The organism is Kribbella catacumbae DSM 19601, from assembly GCF_000372465.1.
Lineage (GTDB): Bacteria > Actinomycetota > Actinomycetes > Propionibacteriales > Kribbellaceae > Kribbella > Kribbella catacumbae.
Genome location: NZ_AQUZ01000001.1, coordinates 50163 through 67990, shown reverse-complemented (window position 1 = coordinate 67990; position 17828 = coordinate 50163). Strand labels below are relative to the sequence as shown.

The 17828-nt window shown below is 67.6% G+C and carries 15 protein-coding genes and 1 riboswitch; of the genes, 4 read left to right on the top strand and 11 right to left on the bottom strand.

Features of this window, described 5'->3' with window-relative positions; genetic code table 11:
* Nucleotides 1–169 precede the first annotated feature (169 nt).
* The 7 genes from A3ES_RS0100335 to A3ES_RS0100305 all read right to left on the bottom strand — a co-directional run bounded on the left by A3ES_RS0100335 (nucleotide 170) and on the right by A3ES_RS0100305 (nucleotide 7171).
* Nucleotides 170–964 (bottom strand): sirohydrochlorin chelatase, encoded by a 795-nt coding sequence (locus A3ES_RS0100335; RefSeq protein WP_020384773.1) that lies wholly within the window; start codon nucleotides 962–964, stop codon nucleotides 170–172.
* Entirely contained in the window at nucleotides 961–2247 is a 1287-nt protein-coding gene (locus A3ES_RS0100330; protein WP_020384772.1) for a sulfate adenylyltransferase subunit 1, read from the bottom strand. The genes A3ES_RS0100335 and A3ES_RS0100330 overlap by 4 nt, the downstream gene beginning before the upstream one ends.
* A complete protein-coding gene (gene cysD, locus A3ES_RS0100325) occupies nucleotides 2247–3182 on the bottom strand; it encodes a sulfate adenylyltransferase subunit CysD (protein ID WP_020384771.1) in 936 nt (311 codons plus the stop codon). The genes A3ES_RS0100330 and cysD overlap by 1 nt, the downstream gene beginning before the upstream one ends.
* Nucleotides 3179–3865, bottom strand: coding sequence for a phosphoadenylyl-sulfate reductase (locus A3ES_RS0100320; RefSeq protein ID WP_020384770.1), 687 nt, complete (start codon nucleotides 3863–3865; stop codon nucleotides 3179–3181). Before A3ES_RS0100320 ends, cysD begins: the two co-directional genes overlap by 4 nt.
* A complete protein-coding gene (locus A3ES_RS54915; protein WP_166665480.1) occupies nucleotides 3862–4011 on the bottom strand; it encodes a hypothetical protein in 150 nt (49 codons plus the stop codon). Before A3ES_RS54915 ends, A3ES_RS0100320 begins: the two co-directional genes overlap by 4 nt.
* Nucleotides 4008–5708: a nitrite/sulfite reductase gene (locus A3ES_RS0100315; protein ID WP_020384769.1), complete on the bottom strand. Its 1701-nt coding sequence runs from the start codon at nucleotides 5706–5708 to the stop codon at nucleotides 4008–4010. Before A3ES_RS0100315 ends, A3ES_RS54915 begins: the two co-directional genes overlap by 4 nt.
* Nucleotides 5709–6145: 437 nt before the next feature.
* Nucleotides 6146–7171: a hypothetical protein gene (locus A3ES_RS0100305; RefSeq protein WP_020384767.1), complete on the bottom strand. Its 1026-nt coding sequence runs from the start codon at nucleotides 7169–7171 to the stop codon at nucleotides 6146–6148.
* Between the two features lie 67 nt (nucleotides 7172–7238).
* On the opposite strand from A3ES_RS0100305, the gene A3ES_RS0100300 reads away from it, so the two are divergent.
* Together A3ES_RS0100300 and A3ES_RS0100295 are read left to right on the top strand one after the other, a co-directional pair.
* Nucleotides 7239–7826 carry a TetR/AcrR family transcriptional regulator gene (locus tag A3ES_RS0100300; RefSeq protein ID WP_020384766.1) on the top strand — a complete coding sequence of 196 codons (588 nt, stop codon included), beginning with the start codon at nucleotides 7239–7241 and terminating at the stop codon, nucleotides 7824–7826.
* 121 nt (nucleotides 7827–7947) lie between these two features.
* A complete protein-coding gene (locus tag A3ES_RS0100295) occupies nucleotides 7948–9813 on the top strand; it encodes a glycoside hydrolase family 9 protein (RefSeq protein WP_020384765.1) in 1866 nt (621 codons plus the stop codon).
* Between the two features lie 96 nt (nucleotides 9814–9909).
* On the opposite strand, the gene A3ES_RS0100290 is transcribed toward A3ES_RS0100295, so the two are convergent.
* The 3 genes from A3ES_RS0100290 to A3ES_RS0100280 all read right to left on the bottom strand — a co-directional run bounded on the left by A3ES_RS0100290 (nucleotide 9910) and on the right by A3ES_RS0100280 (nucleotide 13719).
* Nucleotides 9910–10383: a GbsR/MarR family transcriptional regulator gene (locus tag A3ES_RS0100290; protein ID WP_020384764.1), complete on the bottom strand. Its 474-nt coding sequence runs from the start codon at nucleotides 10381–10383 to the stop codon at nucleotides 9910–9912.
* A gap of 90 nt (nucleotides 10384–10473) precedes the next feature.
* Entirely contained in the window at nucleotides 10474–11922 is a 1449-nt protein-coding gene (locus tag A3ES_RS0100285; protein ID WP_020384763.1) for a glycine hydroxymethyltransferase, read from the bottom strand.
* Nucleotides 11923–11966: 44 nt separating this feature from the next.
* Nucleotides 11967–12049: riboswitch (ZMP/ZTP riboswitch) on the bottom strand.
* A gap of 44 nt (nucleotides 12050–12093) precedes the next feature.
* Nucleotides 12094–13719 carry an acyl-CoA dehydrogenase family protein gene (locus A3ES_RS0100280; protein WP_026162436.1) on the bottom strand — a complete coding sequence of 542 codons (1626 nt, stop codon included), beginning with the start codon at nucleotides 13717–13719 and terminating at the stop codon, nucleotides 12094–12096.
* Nucleotides 13720–13737: 18 nt separating this feature from the next.
* Between A3ES_RS0100280 and A3ES_RS50860 the strand changes: the two genes are divergently transcribed.
* Together A3ES_RS50860 and rsgA are read left to right on the top strand one after the other, a co-directional pair.
* Nucleotides 13738–14991: a YihY/virulence factor BrkB family protein gene (locus A3ES_RS50860; protein ID WP_020384761.1), complete on the top strand. Its 1254-nt coding sequence runs from the start codon at nucleotides 13738–13740 to the stop codon at nucleotides 14989–14991.
* A 165-nt stretch (nucleotides 14992–15156) separates the two neighbouring features.
* The gene (gene rsgA / locus A3ES_RS0100270) at nucleotides 15157–16224 is read left to right on the top strand and encodes a ribosome small subunit-dependent GTPase A (protein ID WP_020384760.1); all 1068 of its coding nucleotides are present in this window, start codon (nucleotides 15157–15159) and stop codon (nucleotides 16222–16224) included.
* Between the two features lie 158 nt (nucleotides 16225–16382).
* Here the strand turns inward: rsgA and pdxR are convergent, their stop codons facing one another.
* On the bottom strand, nucleotides 16383–17804 hold the full coding sequence (gene pdxR, locus A3ES_RS0100265) for a MocR-like pyridoxine biosynthesis transcription factor PdxR (RefSeq protein ID WP_020384759.1): 1422 nt from the start codon (nucleotides 17802–17804) through the stop codon (nucleotides 16383–16385).
* Nucleotides 17805–17828 lie beyond the last annotated feature (24 nt).

Below are 17828 nucleotides of genomic sequence, written 5' to 3'. Positions count from 1 at the left end.
GGACCGCCACGCACGCACAGCCCTCTGGCCAGGTCGCGACACGCCGAGGGAAGCGTTTGCTGGGCGAGGGTGTGCATGCGTGCACGTCCGCGCCCCGACGACCAGGGATGCGGTCGTCGGGGCGGAGGAGGTCAGGCGGTGTGGAGGAGGTCAGCCGGTGTGGCGGAGGTCAGGCGGTGCGGACCAACTCCGGGCGGAGGAGTTGTGGGCGGGGGGCCGGCACCAAGGTGAGTAGGTCTAGGCCGGCTACGCCGTAGCGGAGGAGGACCAGGCGGGCTACCTCTGCGCTCACGCCGAGAGGGCGGGAGACGGCGACGGCACCGGCCTTGCGGGACGTCTGTTCGGCTCGGTCCGGCAGGACGCCGGGTGCCAGGAAGAACGACCCGACTGCGACGTGGCGGCGGCCTTCGAGTCGCCACTGGAGGACAGCCTCGGCCGGGCTCGGGGTTGCGGCGGCGGTGAAGGCAGCCGTGACGGGCAGCTTGTGACGCTGGCCCCAGAGGCGGGCGAGTCGGGTGATGGCCGCGTTCGCCTGGGCGTCGCTGGATCCGGCGCAGGCCAGCACGAGCGCGTCGAGTTCGCGCACCCGGCCGTCCTTGAGCTCGGCCCGCATCCTGCGATCCAGTACGTCGAGCAGCGTGTCGTCGTACCCGAGGACGTCGGAGGCGATGATCCGCAGATCCGGGAACCGGCTGCGGGCCTCGTCGACGACGGCCGGGATGTCGACCCGGGCGTGGAAGGCGCTGGACAGCAGCAGCGGCAGGATGACGACCTCTTCGACACCCTCGGCGGCGAGCTTGCCGATCTTCTGGTACGGCGTGGGCGGGCAGTGGTCGAGGAAGGAGGCTTCGATCCGCAGGTCGTCGCGCAGGTCACGCAGGCACTTGACCAGCGAGTGGACGGTGGCGGCCGAACGCGGATCGCGGCTGCCGTGGGCGAGGATCACGAGCGCTGGAGCAGTCACAGCAGTTCCCCTTCTTCGTCGTCGATCATGCCGGCCGCCAGCGTCCACCCGTCGTGGGCGTCGATCAGCAGGAAGGATCCGGTGATGTTGTTGCTGGAGTACGGATCGGCGGCCAGCGGTGCGGCGATCTTGAGTTGCACCTTGCCGATGTCGTTCAGGTCGAGCCCGGTGGCGTCGATGACTCCGAGCGTGTCCAGATCAAGTGCACCGTTGATCTTGGTGACGATGGCCTGGGCGGTAGTGGTGGTGTGCTTGATCAGCAGCCGGGCACCCACGGTGAGTGGGCGGTCCGACAGCCAGCACACGGTGGCGAGCAGCTCGCGGCGGGTGCCGGGGGAGGAGTCGGCGGCGACGATGACCGAGCCGCGGGCGACGTCGAGGTCGTCAGCGAGCCGGACGGTGACGGCTTCGCCGGCGACGGCGGACGGGCGCTCGGCGACCGCAGTACTGGTGGCGCTGATGACCGCACGGTCGATGCCGGACACCGAGGTACGGCGGCCTGCGGGCAGGACGATCACCTCGTCGCCGACCGAGACGGTGCCGGAGGCAACTGTTCCGGTGTAGCCGCGGTAGTCACGGTACTGGTCGTCGGTTTGCGGGCGGATCACGTACTGGACCGGGAAGCGCAGCGGCCGGGCCGAGATGTCGTCGCGGCCGGTCGCGTTCTCCAGGTATTCCAGCAGGGTCGGTCCGTCGTACCAGGCGGTCTCGGGAGAGCGCTCCACGACGTTGTCGCCGACGAGCGCGGAGACCGGGATCGCTTGGACGTCGGCGATCCCGAGCTGGTCGGCGAGTTGCGAGACGTCCTTGCCGATGCCCTTGAAGACCGCCTCGTCGTACCCGACGAGATCGATCTTGTTGACGGCCAGTACTACGTGAGGCACCCGCAGCAGCCCGGCCACGGCGAGGTGCCGCCGGGTCTGCTCCAGTACGCCGTGCCGCGCGTCGACCAGGATGATCACGACATCCGCGGTCGACGCGCCGGTCACCGTGTTCCGGGTGTACTGCACGTGCCCGGGGCAGTCGGCCAGGATGAACGAGCGCTTGTCGGTGGCGAAGTACCGGTAGGCGACGTCGATGGTGATGCCTTGTTCGCGTTCGGCGCGTAGGCCGTCGGTGAGCAGGGCGAAGTCGAAGTCACCGCCACGGGCCTCGGAAACCGTCTGCACGTGCGCGATCTGGTCGGCGAGGATCGCCTTGCAGTCGTGCAGCAGCCGGCCGACCAGGGTCGACTTGCCGTCGTCCACCGAGCCCGCCGTGGCGAGACGTAGCAGGGTGCTCATCAGAAGTACCCCTCTCGTTTGCGGTCTTCCATCGCGGCTTCGCTGGCCCGGTCGTCGGCGCGGGTGGCGCCACGCTCGGTGATCTCGCTGGCGGCGACCTCGATCACGACCTCCGCAGGGGAGGCCGCGGTCGACGCGACCGCGCCGGTGCAGGACATGTCGCCGACCGTCCGGTACCTGACCAGCCGACTGGAAACCGTCTCACCGGATCTCGGCTGCGAGTAGGGGCCGACGGCAAGCAACATGCCGTCGCGCTCGAACACGTCCCGCTCGTGGGCGTAGTAGATGCTCGGCAGCGGGATCTGCTCGCGCTCGATGTAGTTCCAGATGTCCAGCTCGGTCCAGTTCGACAGCGGGAACACCCGGACGTGCTCGCCCGGCTTGTGCTTGCCGTTGTACAGCGACCACAACTCGGGCCGCTGGTTGCGCGGGTCCCACTGGCCGAACTCGTCGCGGAGGCTGTAGATCCGCTCCTTGGCGCGAGCGCGTTCCTCGTCGCGGCGGCCGCCACCGAAGACAGCGTCGAACCGGTGCCCGTTGATTGCATCGAGCAACGGAATCGTCTGCAGCTGGTTGCGGGTGCCGTCGGAGCGTTCGCGCAGCCGGCCGTCGGCCAGGTAGTCCTCGACCTTCGCCACCTCGAGCCGCAGCCCGAGAGCGGCGACGGTGGCGTCGCGGTAGTCGAGCACCTCTTGGAAGTTGTGCCCGGTGTCGACGTGCAGCAAGGTGAACGGCACCGGCGCCGGTGCGAACGCCTTGCGCGCCAGGTGCAGCATCACGATCGAGTCCTTGCCACCGGAGAAGAGGATCACCGGCCGCTCGAACTCGGCTGCCACCTCCCGGAAGACGAAGATCGACTCGCTCTCCAGCGCGTCCAGCTCGGTCACGATCGACTGGGTCGAGGGCGTGGGAGACGTTTCGTAAACGGCGGTCATGTGTGCAACCCGCATTCGATCTTGCCCTGGCCGGCCCAGCGCCCGCTGCGCGGATCCTCGCCCGGAGCGACCTGCTTGGTGCATGGCTGGCAGCCGATCGACGGGTAGCCGTCGTACTGCAGCAGGTTCACCAGCACGCCGTTGTCGTTGATGTAGCCGTCGAGGTCTTCCTGCGTCCAAGGGGCGATCGGGTTCAGCTTCACCATGTCGCGCTTCTCGTCGTACTCGACGATCTGGGTGTTCGCGCGGGTCGGCGCCTCTTCCCGGCGTACGCCGGTGACCCAGGCCTTGTAGCCCGACAGAACCCGGTTCAGCGGCTCGACCTTGCGCATCGCGCAGCACTTGTCGGGCTCGCGAGCGAACAGGTCCTTGCCGTACTCCGCGTCCTGCTCGGCGACGGTCTGCTTCGGGGTGGCGTTGATCAGGTTGATCGGGAGGGTCGCGGCGACCGCGTCCCGGGTGCCGATGGTCTCGGCGAAGTGGTAGCCCGTGTCGAGGAACAGTACGTCGACGCCAGGGGCCGCCTCGGCCGCGAGGTGGGGCAGTGCCCCGTCCGCCATCGACGCGGTCACCACCAGCTCGTCGCCGAAGGTCTCCCGCGCCCACGCCAGCACTTCCAGCGCCGAGGCGTCGGCTAGTCGTTCGTTCGCCTCTTCGGCGATCGTCTTCAAGTCAGTACTCATTCCACCGTCACCCGCAGTCCGATCATCTTCAGCTGGAACACCCGTGCACAGGGCCGGCACTCCCAAGCGCCATGGCCCTCTTCGGAAGGACGAAGGTCCTCATCACCGCAGTACGGGCAGTACAACGGTGCGGCTCTCTCACTCATTGCAACGCTCCTTCCTCGGCACGGACGACCCACTGGGCGAAGCGTTCGCCCTCGGACCGCTCTTTCAGGTAGTTCTGGGTGACCCGCTCGACGTAGTCGGCGAGTCCTTCGGAGGTCACCTTGTGACCGCGCAGCTTCCGGCCGAAGCCGGCGTCCAGCCCGAGCCCGCCACCGAGGTGCACCTGGTAGCCCGGCACCTGCTTGCCGTCGGCATCCAGCACCAGCTGGCCCTTGAGGCCGATGTCGGCGACCTGGATCCGGGCGCAGGAGTTCGGGCAGCCGTTCACGTTGACCGTGATCGGCACGTCCAGGTCGGGGATCCGCTCCTCCAGCTCGCCGATCAACTCGGCCGCGCGGGCCTTCGTCTCGACGATCGCCAGCTTGCAGAACTCGATCCCCGTGCAGGCCATCGTGTTCTGCCGCCAGGCCGACGGCCGGGCCTGGTAGCCGAGTTCGGCCAGCTGGGCGACCAGCGACTCGACCTGCGCCTCCTCGACATCCAGCACGATGAACTTCTGCTGCGCGGTGGTCCGGATCCGGTCCGACCCGTGCGCCGCGACGACGTCGGCCACCTTGGCCAGCGAGCTGCCGGAGACCCGCCCGACGACGGGCGCGACGCCGACAAAGTACCGGCCGTCCTTCTGCTTGTGCACGCCGACGTGATCACCCTGTACTGCGGGGATCTCCGGCGCGGGTCCGTCGATGAGCTTGCGGCCGAGGTACTTGTCGCTCTCGAGGATCTCGCGGAACTTCTCCATGCCCCAGTCGGCGACCAGGTACTTCAACCGGGCCCGGGTCCGCAGCCGGCGGTAGCCGTAGTCGCGGAAGATGCCGACGACGCCCTTCCAGGCCAGGTGCACCTCGTCCAGCGGGATCCACGCCCCGACGCGCTGGGCGAGCATCGGGTTGGTGGACAGGCCGCCGCCGACCCACAGGTCGAAGCCGGGGCCATGTTCGGGGTGGACAACGCCGACGAAGCTGATGTCGTTGACCTCCGGCACCACGTCGTGGGACGGGTGGCCGGTCATCGCGGTCTTGAACTTGCGCGGCAGGTTGGAGAACTCAGCGCTGCCGATGTACCGCTCGACGATGTCGTCGATGGCCGGCGTCGGGTCGATGATCTCGTCCGCGGCGATGCCGGCGACCGGGCTGGAGATGATGACGCGCGGGACGTCGCCACAGGCCTCGGTGGTGTAGAGCCCGACCGCCTCCAGCTTCTGCCAGATGGCCGGTACGTCCTCGACCCGGATCCAGTGCAGCTGGATGTTCTGCCGGTCGGTGATGTCGGCGGTGTCCCGCGCGTAGGTGCTGGACACCTCGGCGATCACCCGCAGCTGCTCGGTGCTGAGCTGGCCGCCCTCGATCCGGACCCGGAGCATGAAGTACTTGTCGTCCAGCTCCTCCGGCTCCAGCGTGGCGGTCTTGCCGCCGTCGATCCCGGGCTTGCGCTGGGTGTAGAGCCCCCACCAGCGGAACCGGCCGCGCAGATCGGCGGGGTCGATCGAGTCGAACCCCCGGTGGGCATAGATGTTCTCGATCCGGGCCCGGACGTTCAGGCCGTCGTCGTTCTTCTTGTTCTCTTCGTTCTTGTTCAGTGGCTCGCGATAGCCGAGCGCCCACTGACCTTCGCCCTTGCCCTTACGGGGGCGAGCGGGTTTGCGGGCGGTGCCGGTTTGCGGTGAGGAGACGCCAGTCATCCGGAACGGTGTCCTTGTCCTAGAGACAGGTGCGTCCGCGTGAGGCTAGCTCGAAGCGTCGTCGATTCGATCTGGTCTGCGCGGTGCGCACCCAGCAGATGTTTCGAGCGGGGTGGCTGTCAGAGCATCGAAGGACAACAGATGGCGCTGCGCATGCGACCGAGGTCGACGTGAATCCGACCTACGAGATGAGTCGAGCGGGCAGCGAGCATGGTGATAATGCTCAGCGCGATCGGCTCGTAAATCAACTCCCATTCTCTCATCGTGAGACGCGATCTCACGATGCGGCTATGTCTACCAGTGTACTTCGGATTGTTTCGGCCCTGAAAGACACCCCCGCGGCCGCCGGTCAGCGGGCTCAGGCGAGCGCTGAACTGGCAGGTAGCAGCTCGCGGCACCCCTCGACCGAGACATGGCTCACATTGACGCCGGTGTGGTCACCTCAGCCGGAAGATCTCTACGACATGGGGCGCATCGATGAGGGTGTGTGGTGCGACTGCGTGGTAGGCCCAGACGTGCGTCCACGCGTTGCCGGTGCGCACGGTCAGGACCGTCTTCATCATTCCTGGGCCGAAATAGGTGAAGAACAAGAAGATGATCGACAGGAGCCAGTTGGCCGGTGAGGTGAGAACCGTCCACGCGTCCCAGAGGTGCAGGAGGGTGTAGGTGATGCCGCCGAGAATGACCGTCGTCGCGGTCGAGCCGGTCAGCTTCAGGAACCGGGGCACCAGGATGCAGTACACGAAGATCATCGCGGGCAGTACTGCGCCGGCAAGGTAGAGGATGAACGTGAGGGGCAGGCCGACGAGGTACTGCCCGGTGGTGAGTTGCCCGAAAGCCGTCGTCAGCGTGGCGAACTGGATCGCCGACTCGATGAGCAGTACGACGACGATCACCCGGGCGTCACCGCGCCGGTCGCTGGACTTGAGGTTCAGTTGCTCCGCCGAGTACTTGCGGCGGAAGTACGCCAACGGCAGTACTGCGTAGACCATGACGTTGTAGCCCGCCCATGTGATCGCCTCGGCCGGAGCGACGTGGTCGTGAGTGCCGAAGATCGAGCCGGCAAGGTGCAATCCGAAGGGGTGCCAGCCGAACAGCCGGGCGAGGATGAATCCGAGAGCGAGGCCGAGTGCCCCATAGATGAGCAGCAGTAGGGTCTCCCGGCGCGCGACCGCGAGGTCCGGGGCCCTGGCGGCGAGGTCGGGCCGGACGCGGCGTCTGGTCAGCAGGCAGGTCACGGCCATCAAGCCAAAGATCCCCAGCATTCCGAGATTGGTATTCACCACGTGGTCGACCGTGGAGCCGGGCACGCCTGGCCAGCCGAACGGCAGCGCCTCATCCGCGACGAGCAGAACCACGGCGTTTGCGGCGCCCCAGACCGCGGCCGTGATCCGGACGCTGCGCTGGCGTGCCAAGCGGCGCACTGAGGTCAGGGCGCGCGGTGGGGTAGCCGTGATCGACATGAGGCTCCTTTTTTGGTACAGCTGTACTAGTGGCGATCAACGTAGCACAGCTGTGCTATAAAAAACTATGCCGAAGATCGTCGATCCCACTGAACGACGCCAGCACCTAGCGGAGGCGGCATGGCGGGTGATCCTTCGCGACGGGCTCGAGCACGCGTCGGTCCGCAACGTCGCGCGCGAAGCCGGGTTGTCCAACGGCTCGTTGCGCCACATGTTCAGCACGCAGGCCGAACTGCTGGTCTTCGCGATGAACCAGGTGGTCGAGCGCATCGAGCGCCGTCTCGACTCTCTCGATCCGACCGGTGACCCGCGTGCGACCGCGGAGCGGTTCCTCGTCGAACTGCTGCCCCTCGATGAGGAACGCCAGAAGGAGAACGCCGTCTGGCTGGCCTTCACCGCACGTGCACTGGTTGACCCGGAACTGCGCGAATGCGCCGAGAGGAGTTACGACGCGCTGCGTGCCGGCTGCCGCCGCTGGGTGACCGAGATCGCCGGCGACCAGATCGACGTCGAGCAGGAGGCCGACCGGCTCCACGCAGTACTCGACGGTCTCGCCGTTCACGCCGCGACCCGGCCGGAGATCGCCACCGCAGACAGGCTTCGAGCGACATTGGCGATGCATCTCGACACTCTCGTCCCCTCAGGACCGCGCTGAATGCTCTTCCCGCAGATGGTGTACTCCGTCGCCGGGCTGCGCTAGCGTGTGCCGCAACCGTTAGGAAGGTTTCCTAATGGTTGTTGCAGCGTCGATGCAAGGTCGAGCAAGGGAGCCTGCGATGGGGACGTTCCGCCGCGTCATGTCGATCACTCTGGCCGCCGGATTGGTGGTGACTCCGGTGACGGCCGCCGGTGCCGGTACTGCGGTTGGGGAGGTGGCAGGGGCCGGGCTGATTCGGGTGAACCAGCTCGGATACAGCGGCACGGTGGGCGAATCGGCGTACCTGATGACCGAGCAGGTCGCGGCGGGAGCACGCTTCGACGTGGTCGACAAGCGGGGACGCCGGGTGCTCAGTGGGCGCGCGGGTGCGGATGCGGGGGAGTGGAACGCGAAGTACCGGCATGTCTATCGGTTGGATCTTTCGGGACTTCGGTGGCCGGGGACGTACCGGGTGAAGGTGGCCGGGGTGCCGGTGTCGCCCGCGTTCGAGGTCGGCTCGGACAAGCGGTTGCTGGAAGGCGCCAAGGACAAGGCCGTGAACTTCTTCACCGAGCAGCGGGACGGAGCGAACGTAGTACCGGGGTCGCTCGGGCGTCGTCCGTCGCACCTGACCGACCGGGCCGCGCAGGTCTATGACTGGCCGACCTTCGCGGGTCCCGACACAGATCAGACCGTCGGTGAGATGCGCCGGATCGGTGGGCCGGTCGATGTCGAGGGCGGCTGGTACGACGCGGGCGACTACCTCAAGTTCACCCACATCGCGGCGTACTCGGATTCGTTGCTGTGGGCATCGGCTCGGGACGGCCGGTGGCCGGATTCGACGCTACTGAAGGAAGCTCGGCACGGTCTGGCCTGGCTGGACAAGATGTGGGACGAGCGGACGAAGACGCTCTACATCCAGGTCGGCGCCGGCACCGGCAACGTCGAGGAGACCTTCATCGGCGACCACGACATCTGGCGGTTGCCCGAGGCGGACGACCAGGACGACGCACCTGGGCACCAGTTCATCAAGAACCGGCCGGTCTTCCGGGCCGCTGCACCGGGCATGCCTATCAGCCCGAACCTTGCCGGTCGGACCGCGGCGGCTTTCGCTCTGGCTGCACAGGTCGAGGCCCGTACTGCGCCCGCTCGGGCTCGCCGGCATCTCGAGACCGCCGCGCAGATCTACGCGCAGGCGCAGACGTCTGGGGTGACGCAGTTGGTCACCTCGTTGCCCTTCGCCTTCTACCCGGAGAGCGCCTGGCGGGATGACCTGGAGCTTGGCGCTGCTGAGCTTGCGCTTGCTGCACAGAAACTGGGCGACCGTCGTGCACGCGCTTGGGTGCGCGCTGCGGAGCACTGGGCGGGGGAGTACCGCAAGCACGAGGCGGGTGGGGACACGCTCAACCTGTACGACGTGAGCGCGCTCGCGCATGCCGACCTGATCCGTGCCGCTCGTTTTGATCGCTCGGTGGACGTTGCCGCGTTGAAGAACGATCTTCGGGCCCAGCTGGAGATCGGGGCGAAGCGTGCCGCCGCGGATCCGTTCGGCGCCGGCGCGCAGTACGACAACTTCGACGCCGTCCCGCACGCCTTCGGGTTGGCGGCGACTGCACGGCTCTACCGCACGGCGACCGGCGACCGGCGGTACGACGCCTTCGGTACCGGTCAACTGAGCTGGAACTTCGGCGCCAACCCATGGGGTGTGCCGTTCATGGTCGGAGTCGGCGAACCGATGACGCGCTGCCCCCACCACCAGATCGCCAACATCGTCGACCGCCCGCTGACCGGTGCCGTGGTGAACGGCCCCAACTCCGCGGATCTCTTCGAGGACGGCCTCGGCGACAACCTGGATGGCATGAAGCCCTGCCCGGCCGACGGCGTAGACCGCTTCGAGGAGTTCACCGGCCGAGGCTCGCGCTACGTAGACGACGTCCGCTCCTGGCAGGCTTCAGAACCCGCCGACGACTTCGCCGCCATCGCGGTCTACGCCCTTACCCGCTAGAGCTGTCTGCTCAGCCCCACTCTGTGCACCGTCCAGTCAATCTACTTTCGAGTAGCTGCTCAGGCGGTGCACAAGGTGGAGTTGGGTCAACGCGAGCTAGTTGGCTGGGTGCTCTTTGCGCCAGGAGTTGACCAGCTGGTCTAGGTCGGCGCGAATGAAGGCGAAGAACTCGGCGGCCTCTGCGAGGCGGTCGCCGACGACGGTCTTTGCGCCGAAGAGGTCCGCCCCAGAGCGCACCGACGATTCCCACTCGCCCAGTGCGCTGTTTCGGCGTTCGAGGATGGCTGCGAAGACGTCCTCCCGGATCCGGTAGTGATCCTTGCGCGACCCGGGCAGCCGTTCTCGCGTGATGAACGAGACCTGGATGAGCTGCCGGACAGCACCAGACACAGCCGGCTGGCTGATCTGCAGCGCTTCGGCGAGTTCGGCCGCGGTCATCGTGCCGGTCGGGCTGACCAGCATGCGGGCCATCACCCGGGCCGACATCGTCGGTACGCCGCTGTTGGCGAGGACGCCGGCGAAGCGCTCGACGAACTGGCTGATCTCGGCGGGCGTGGGATCCGGTGCCATGGCCGAACACTACTAATTATCACAGAGTTCTGATAGTTCGGCAGAGAAAAGCGCCCGCCGCCAGGAAATGGAGGCGGGCGCCGGTGGAACTCAGTTCAGGTCGAGCCCGGGGTACAGCGGGTGCTTGTCGAGCATCTCCGCCGAGGCGGCGCGGACCTTGTCGGCCACGCCGTCGGCGAGCACGTACTTCGCCTTGGACGGCGCACCGGCGGCGGTGGTCGTCGGGGTGACGCTGGACAGTACGTCGACCATCAACTCGGCGACGCGGTCGAACTCGTCGGCGCCGAAGCCGCGGGTCGTCAGCGCCGGCGTACCGATCCGGACGCCGGAGGTGTACCAGGCGCCGTTCGGGTCACGCGGAACCGCGTTGCGGTTCGTCACGATGCCCGCGTCGAGCAGCGCCGACTCGGCCTGCCGGCCGGTGATCCCGTACGCCGAGACGTCGAGCAGTACGAGGTGGTTGTCCGTGCCGTCGGTGACGAGCTTGACGCCACGCTTCATCAGGCCCTCGGCCAGGGTCACCGCGTTGTCCGCGACGTTCTGCGCGTAGGTCTGGAACGAAGGCTGACGCGCCTCGGCCAGCGCGACGGCCTTGGCCGCCATCACCTGGCTGAGCGGGCCACCGAGCACCATCGGGCAGCCGCGGTCGACCGCGTCGGCGTACTCCGGCTGGCAGAGCACCATGCCGCCGCGCGGGCCGCGAAGCGACTTGTGCGTGGTCGTCGTCGTGACGTGCGCGTGCGGGACCGGGTCGAAGTCGCCGGTGAAGACCTTGCCGGCCACGAGTCCGGCGAAGTGCGCCATGTCGACCATCAAGGTGGCGCCGACCTCGTCGGCGATCTCGCGCATCTTGGCGAAGTCCACCTTGCGCGGGTACGCCGAGTAGCCGGCGATCAGGATCAGCGGCTTGAACTCACGAGCCGTCGCGGCGACCTTGTCGTAGTCCAGCAGACCCGTCTCCGGGTCGGTGCCGTACGAGCTCTGGTGGAACATCTTGCCGGAGATGTTCGGCCGGAAACCGTGGGTCAAGTGACCACCGGCGTCCAGGGACATGCCGAGCATCTTCTGGTCGCCGAGCGCTTTGCGGAGCTTGGCCCAGTCCTCGTCGGACAGGTCGTTGACGTGCTTGGCGCCGACCTCGGCCAGGGCCGGGGACTCGATCCGCTGGGCCAGGATCGCCCAGAAGGCGACCAGGTTCGCGTCGATGCCGGAGTGCGGCTGGACGTAGGCGTGCGGCGCGTCGAAGAGCGCCCTCGCGTGGTCGGCCGCGGTCTGCTCGACGGTGTCGACGTTCTGGCAGCCGGCGTAGAAGCGGTGCCCGACGGTGCCCTCGGCGTACTTGTCCGAGAGCCAGTTCCCCATCGTCAGCAGGGTCGCGGGGGAGGCGTAGTTCTCGCTGGCGATCAGCTTCAGCGAGGACCGCTGGTCGGCCAGTTCGGCCTTGATCGCGCCGGCGATGGTGGGTTCCACCGCGCCGATCACCTCGAGCGCGTTGCGGTACGCGGCCGACGCGGCTGCGGCGTCGAAGGGTTGAGTCATCTTCGTCTCTCTCCTGAGGTCGCACAGGTTTCCCTGTGACAAGGTCGCGGCACCCAGGCGCACGGTGCCGGCGTCTTTTCGCTCCCCGGTGGTCGATCCCACCTCAGCGCCAGTCGCGACGTTCGTAACCCTAGCGTGTAGAGGTCCGGCTTAGTGCGCCGTGTCGGGGCACTACAGGATGCGGTCGAGGATCGGACCGTACGGCGTGGTGCGCGGCAGCGTGCCGAAGACGCCACCCCAGTCGCCGGCGAGACGGGAGGCGACGAACGCGTCCGCCACCTCCGGCGTCGAATGCCGCACCAGCAGCGATGCCTGCAGGCATACGGCCATCCGCGCGGCGAGCCGTCGAGCGCCCGCTTCAGCCCCAGCTAGATCGGAGAGCGATTCCAGTACATCGGTCACGGCCGCGTCCAGGCGATGGTCGGCACCCCGCGCCGCACCGACCTCCAGCAGCCACGCTTCCAGCGACTCGGGTCGCCGCAGCGCACGCAGTACGTCGAGGGCGTTGACCGTGCCGGAGCCTTCCCAGATGGAGTTCAGCGGTGACTCGCGGAACAGCAGCGGGAGACCGCTCTCTTCGACATAGCCGTTGCCGCCGAGACACTCCAGCGCCTCCGCGACGGTGAACGACGTGCGCTTGCAGACCCAGAACTTGGCCAGCGGCAAAGCGATCCGGCGGAAGCCCGCGGCCTGCTCGTCACCAGCCAGCGACGCGTCCATCGCAGCGGCGAGACGCATCGAGAGAGCGGTTGCTGCCTCGCTCTCGATCGCGAGGTCGGCCAGCACGTTCTGCATCGCGGGCTTGTCCTTCAGCAGACTGCCGAAGGCACTGCGATGCGCGGTGTGCCAGGTCGCCTCGACCAGGGCCCGGCGCATCAGCGCGGCCGAGCCGAGCACGCAGTCCAACCGGGTCGACGCCACCATCTCGATGATCGTCCGGACACCGGCGCCCTCGTCGCCGAGCCGATGCCCGACCGTTGCGTGGAACTCGACCTCGCTGGACGCGTTCGACCGGTTGCCGAGCTTGTCCTTCAACCGTTGCAGGGCAAACGCGTTCCGATTGCCATCGGCAAGGACTCGGGGTACGACGAAACAGGTCAGACCGTCCGGCGCCTGGGCGAGCACGAGGAAGACGTCGACCTGCGGGGCGGAGCAGAACCACTTGTGCCCGTTCAGCAGATACTCACCGTCCGCACCGGTCGGAGTAGCGGTGGTCAGATTGGCCCGCACGTCGGATCCGCCCTGCTTCTCCGTCATGCCCATTCCGGCGAGCGCGCCGGCCTTCTCGGCGACGGGCAGGCGACGAGGGTCGTACTGCGTGGCGGCGAGGCGGGGGATCCACTCGTCGGCGAGTGCGTTGTCCGCGCGGAGTGCAGGGACCGCGGAGTACGTCATCGAGATCGGGCAGCCGTGGCCTGGCTCGACCTGTGACCAGAGGTAGAAGCCGGCCGCGCGGGTCAGGTGGGGTGACGGCTTGTCGCTGGTCCACGGTGCCGCTTGGAGACCGAAGCCGACTGCCTTGTCCATCAGCCAATGCCAGGACGGGTGGAACTCGACCTCGTCGATCCGATGGCCGTAGCGGTCATGCGTTCGCAGTACAGGGGAGTTCTGGTTGGCGGGGAGCGTATGAGAGAGCGCTTCCTGAGATCCGGCCAGTTCGCCGATCGCGGTCAGGCCTGGATCATCGTTCAGGTCAGCGTATGGACGCAGAGAGTCACCAAGTGCGGTGTCCCGCGTGAAGAAGTTCACCCCTTGGAGTGGGGGAGCCTGATTCGTTACAGCGTTTGGGTCCGCCATGTCAGTACGGTAAGCGGTATGGCACGCTCTGGGTCCGAGACCTCCGTCTCACTCGCATGGGCCCGACAACTTCCCGGCACCACCTGGCGGCTGCTGACCCAGACGGTCGGCACCTGTCTGCGGTACCGGGTCACGGGACTGGCCGCGGAGGCGGCGTTCTTCGCGATCCTGTCGTTGCCGCCGCTGATCTTCGGGCTGGCCGGCAGCATCGGCTTCATCGCGAACGAGTTCGACCTGGAGACGATCGAGGACATCAAGTTCCAGATCATCCAGCTGGCCGAACGGGCGCTGACCGCGGACTCGGTCCAGCAGGTGATCGTGCCGACCCTCGACGACGTGCTCGGCAGTGGTGGCCGCTTCGACGTCATCTCGATCGGTTTCCTGCTCGCCCTGTGGTCCGGCAGCCGGGCGCTGAACGTCTTCGTCGACACCATCACGATCATGTACGGGATGGGCGGCCGTCGCGGCATCGTCAAGACCCGGGCGCTGTCGTTCACCCTGTACTGCGTCGCACTCATCATCGGTGTGATCGTCCTGCCGCTGGTGCTGGCCGGCCCGAACGCCGTGGATGCACTGCTGCCGCAACGAGTCGACTTCCTGAACCAGCTGTACTGGCCGGTCGTGACGATCCTGTCGGCGGGCTTCCTGAACACCCTGTACCACCTGTCGGTGCCGGTGCGGACGCCGTGGGTGTCCGACCTGCCGGGGTCGTTCCTGGCGCTGTCGATCTGGATTCTCGGCAGCTTCCTGCTGCGCTGGGTCCTGCAGACCACGGTCGGCGGGACCTCGATCTATGGGCCGCTCGCGGCGCCGATCGCGGTGCTGCTGTGGCTGTACCTGACCGCGATCGCGGTGCTGATCGGTGCGGCGCTGAACGCTGTGGTGGACCGGACATGGCCGCACAAGGCGCGCAAAGCGGAGGCGGCCGAGCCGGTGATGAAGGCGGACTCGAAGGTGCATCACGCAGACGGGCTCGGACCGGACGACGAACGGCCCGAGGTCAAGATGGCCAAGGCTGTGGAGGCACTCGGTGAACACAAGGCGCCGGCACCCGTAGAGGCGATGCCTGAGAAACCGGAGCCCGCTGAGCAGGCCGCGGCCGCAACGGCGCCCGCTGAGCCGACGGCGACCCCCGCGGCGCCGGCGCCCGCAGTACGGGCGGAGGCTGACGGGGCCGATCTCAAGGCCAGGCGGAAGGCCAAGCAAGCTGAGCGCAAGCCTGCGCCGGTAGGAAAACCCGGTGCGCCCACCGAACCTGACGACCTAGGCTGATCGCATCGCGACACAGACGTTTCCGGACCGACGGAAACGTCCAGGACATGGAAGGGAGCTGACGCCGTCATGAGCTTGGATCAGGCCCATCGGGCCGCTGTCTCCCACTTCGTCCGTCCGCTGAGCTGATCTCGCGGCCGGGCCTCTCGAAAGGTTCGTCGCAAGATGTCAGCAGAACTTCAGGCTCTCGGGCTGGACACCCAGACGGCCGGCCATTTCGAAACACTGTCCGATGAACTTGTCCCGGGGCGCGTGGTCCGGGTCGACAAAGGACTGTCGACCGTCCTGACGGAGGACGGCCCAGTCCGCGCCAGCTGGTCGGGCGCAGTACTGGCGGCCATCGCTACGGACACCCAGGCGACTCCGTGTACCGGCGACTGGGTTGCACTCCGTAGCTGGCCGGACGACCGCGTCACCGTCGAGGCCGTTGCCCCACGCCGTACTGCGATCGTGCGGGCTGAGGTCGGGGGTAGCTCGCGTGGGCAGGTCCTCGCGGCCAACATCGACGTGGTCGCCGTTGTGGTCGGGTTGCACCCGGAGCCGAACATCTCTCGCATAGAGCGCTTCCTCGCCCTCGCCTGGGAGAGCGGCGCGCGGCCGGTCGTAGTACTGACCAAGGCTGACCTAGTAGGCGATGCGGACTCTGTCGCTGAGGACGTGGCGACTGCTGCGCCAGGTGCCGACGTACTGGTGTGCAGTGCGACGACAGGCGAAGGTCTGGAGGCTGTGAGGGCACTACTGGACGACAACGCGACTATGGCCCTGCTAGGGACGAGTGGTGCCGGCAAATCGTCTCTGGTGAACGCACTGGCCGGTGTTGAGCTTCTAGACGTGCAGGCGATCCGTGAGGACGGCAAGGGGCGGCACACGTCCGTACGGCGTGAGTTGATCCTGCTGCCCGGCGGTGGCGTTGTTATCGATACGCCTGGGCTGCGGGGGATCGGGCTGCAGGAGTCTGGTGAAGGGCTGGCGGCTGCGTTCCCCGATGTGACTGCGCTGGCCGAGCAGTGCCGCTTCAAGGACTGTGGGCACGTGACGGAGCCGGGGTGCGCAGTGCAGGCGGCTCTGGAAGACGGGACGTTGTCTGTGCGGCGCTATGAGAGCTGGGTGAAGCTGCAGCGCGAGGCGGCCTATATGGCTCGGCGGGCCGACAGTCGGCTTCAGGCGGAGGCCCGTAAGGCTTGGGTCCGCCAGACGAAGGACTACCGCCGGGACACCCAACCCCGGCCCTAGCGACACCCAACCCCACCCTAAGTTTGTCCTGAGTAATGAAAGACTCGGGCCATGGACCGTTCTGTTTTGGTGACCGGAGCATCACGGGGGATCGGTGCGGCAACGGCTCGGGCCTTTGCCTGGCCTCGCCGCTGGCCGAGTTCGCCACTGGCACAGTCCTAGACGGCTCCCACCTCCGCATATAGACCGCTCTGATCGGCCATCGATTTCGCGATGAGCTGTGCGGCGGAGCGGAGGCGGGCGGGCGTGAGGGTTGCGTAGCCGATGACCAGGCCGGGTGGAAGGTCGATGGTGTTGGCATAGCGGGACAGCGGCGAGAGGTGGATGTGCTGCGCTACCAGGCGTTCGACGACAGCGCGATCGTCGAGGCCGGACGGCAGCTGCACGACGAGGTGCAAACCGCCGGCGATGCCGATCGGCCTCCAGTCCGGTAGGAACTCGGCGAGGGCGGCGAGCAGAGCATCGCGTCGTTCGCGATAGAGCAGGCGAGTACGTCGGAGGTGCCGGTCATATCCGCCGTTCCGGAGGAACATCGTGAGGGCCGCCTGGTCCAGGGCTGATCCGCCACGGTCGTGCAGACGCTTCTGTCGCACCACTTCCTCGAGCATGCGGGCGGGCGGCACCAGCCAGCCGAGCCGCAGGGCCGGAGCCATCGTTTTGCTCAGTGTGCCGACGTACGCGACGGAGTCGGGGTAGATCGCTTGCAGCGCGCCGACGGGCGCACGGTCGTAGCGATACTCGGCGTCGTAGTCGTCCTCGATCACCAGCCCGTCGGTTGAGCCCGCCCACTCCAGCAGCGCACGCCGACGGCCCGGACTCATGGAGACACCGAGCGGGTACTGGTGTGCCGACGTCACGATCACCGCCCGGCAATCGGTACGCGCCAGCGCATCGACGCGGATGCCCTCATCGTCAACGGGCACAGGGCATCCGCGCAGTCCACGCGCCGCCAGAAGCTCGTACTGCTCTTGGTTGCCGGGGTCTTCGACCGCGACCTCCGTCTGACCGTCGGCGCGCAGTACGGCGCACAGCAGGTTGAGCGCTTCGAAGGTGCCGTGCGTGATGACGACGCCGGCCGGGTCGGTCACCACGCCGCGGACTCGGCCGAGGTATCCGGCCAGCTCGGTCCTGGTCGTCAGCAGGCCGGCTGGATCGGGATAGCCGAGCTCGACATCGGTGAGCTCGGCGCAGCCCTGCCGCAGCGCGGACAGCCAGGCGCTGCGCGGGAAGGCGCCGAGGGATGGCATGCCGGGGCCGAGCCGGTAGCGCTCGGGCGCCGGAGCGGACGGCTTAGCCGCGGCCGCCGGGGGTGGCGCGACGTCTGCGATCCAGGTCCCCGAACCGTGCCTGGCCTCCAGGTAGCCCTCCGCGACGAGTTGGCGGTAGACGGCCGTCACGGTTCCGCGCGCCACGCCGATCTGGGCGGCGAGGTCCCGGCTGGACGGCAGGCGCTCGCCGGTGCGCAGGCGGCCGGCGCGGATCGCAGTACGGAGAGAGCTCTCCAGACCCCGGCCCGGCTGAGCGCCTGCCTCTCCTGTCGGGAGCAACAACTCTCGCAGAGTGGTCCAACTTTCTGCCATACGTGTGGACCTTACCGTTAATCC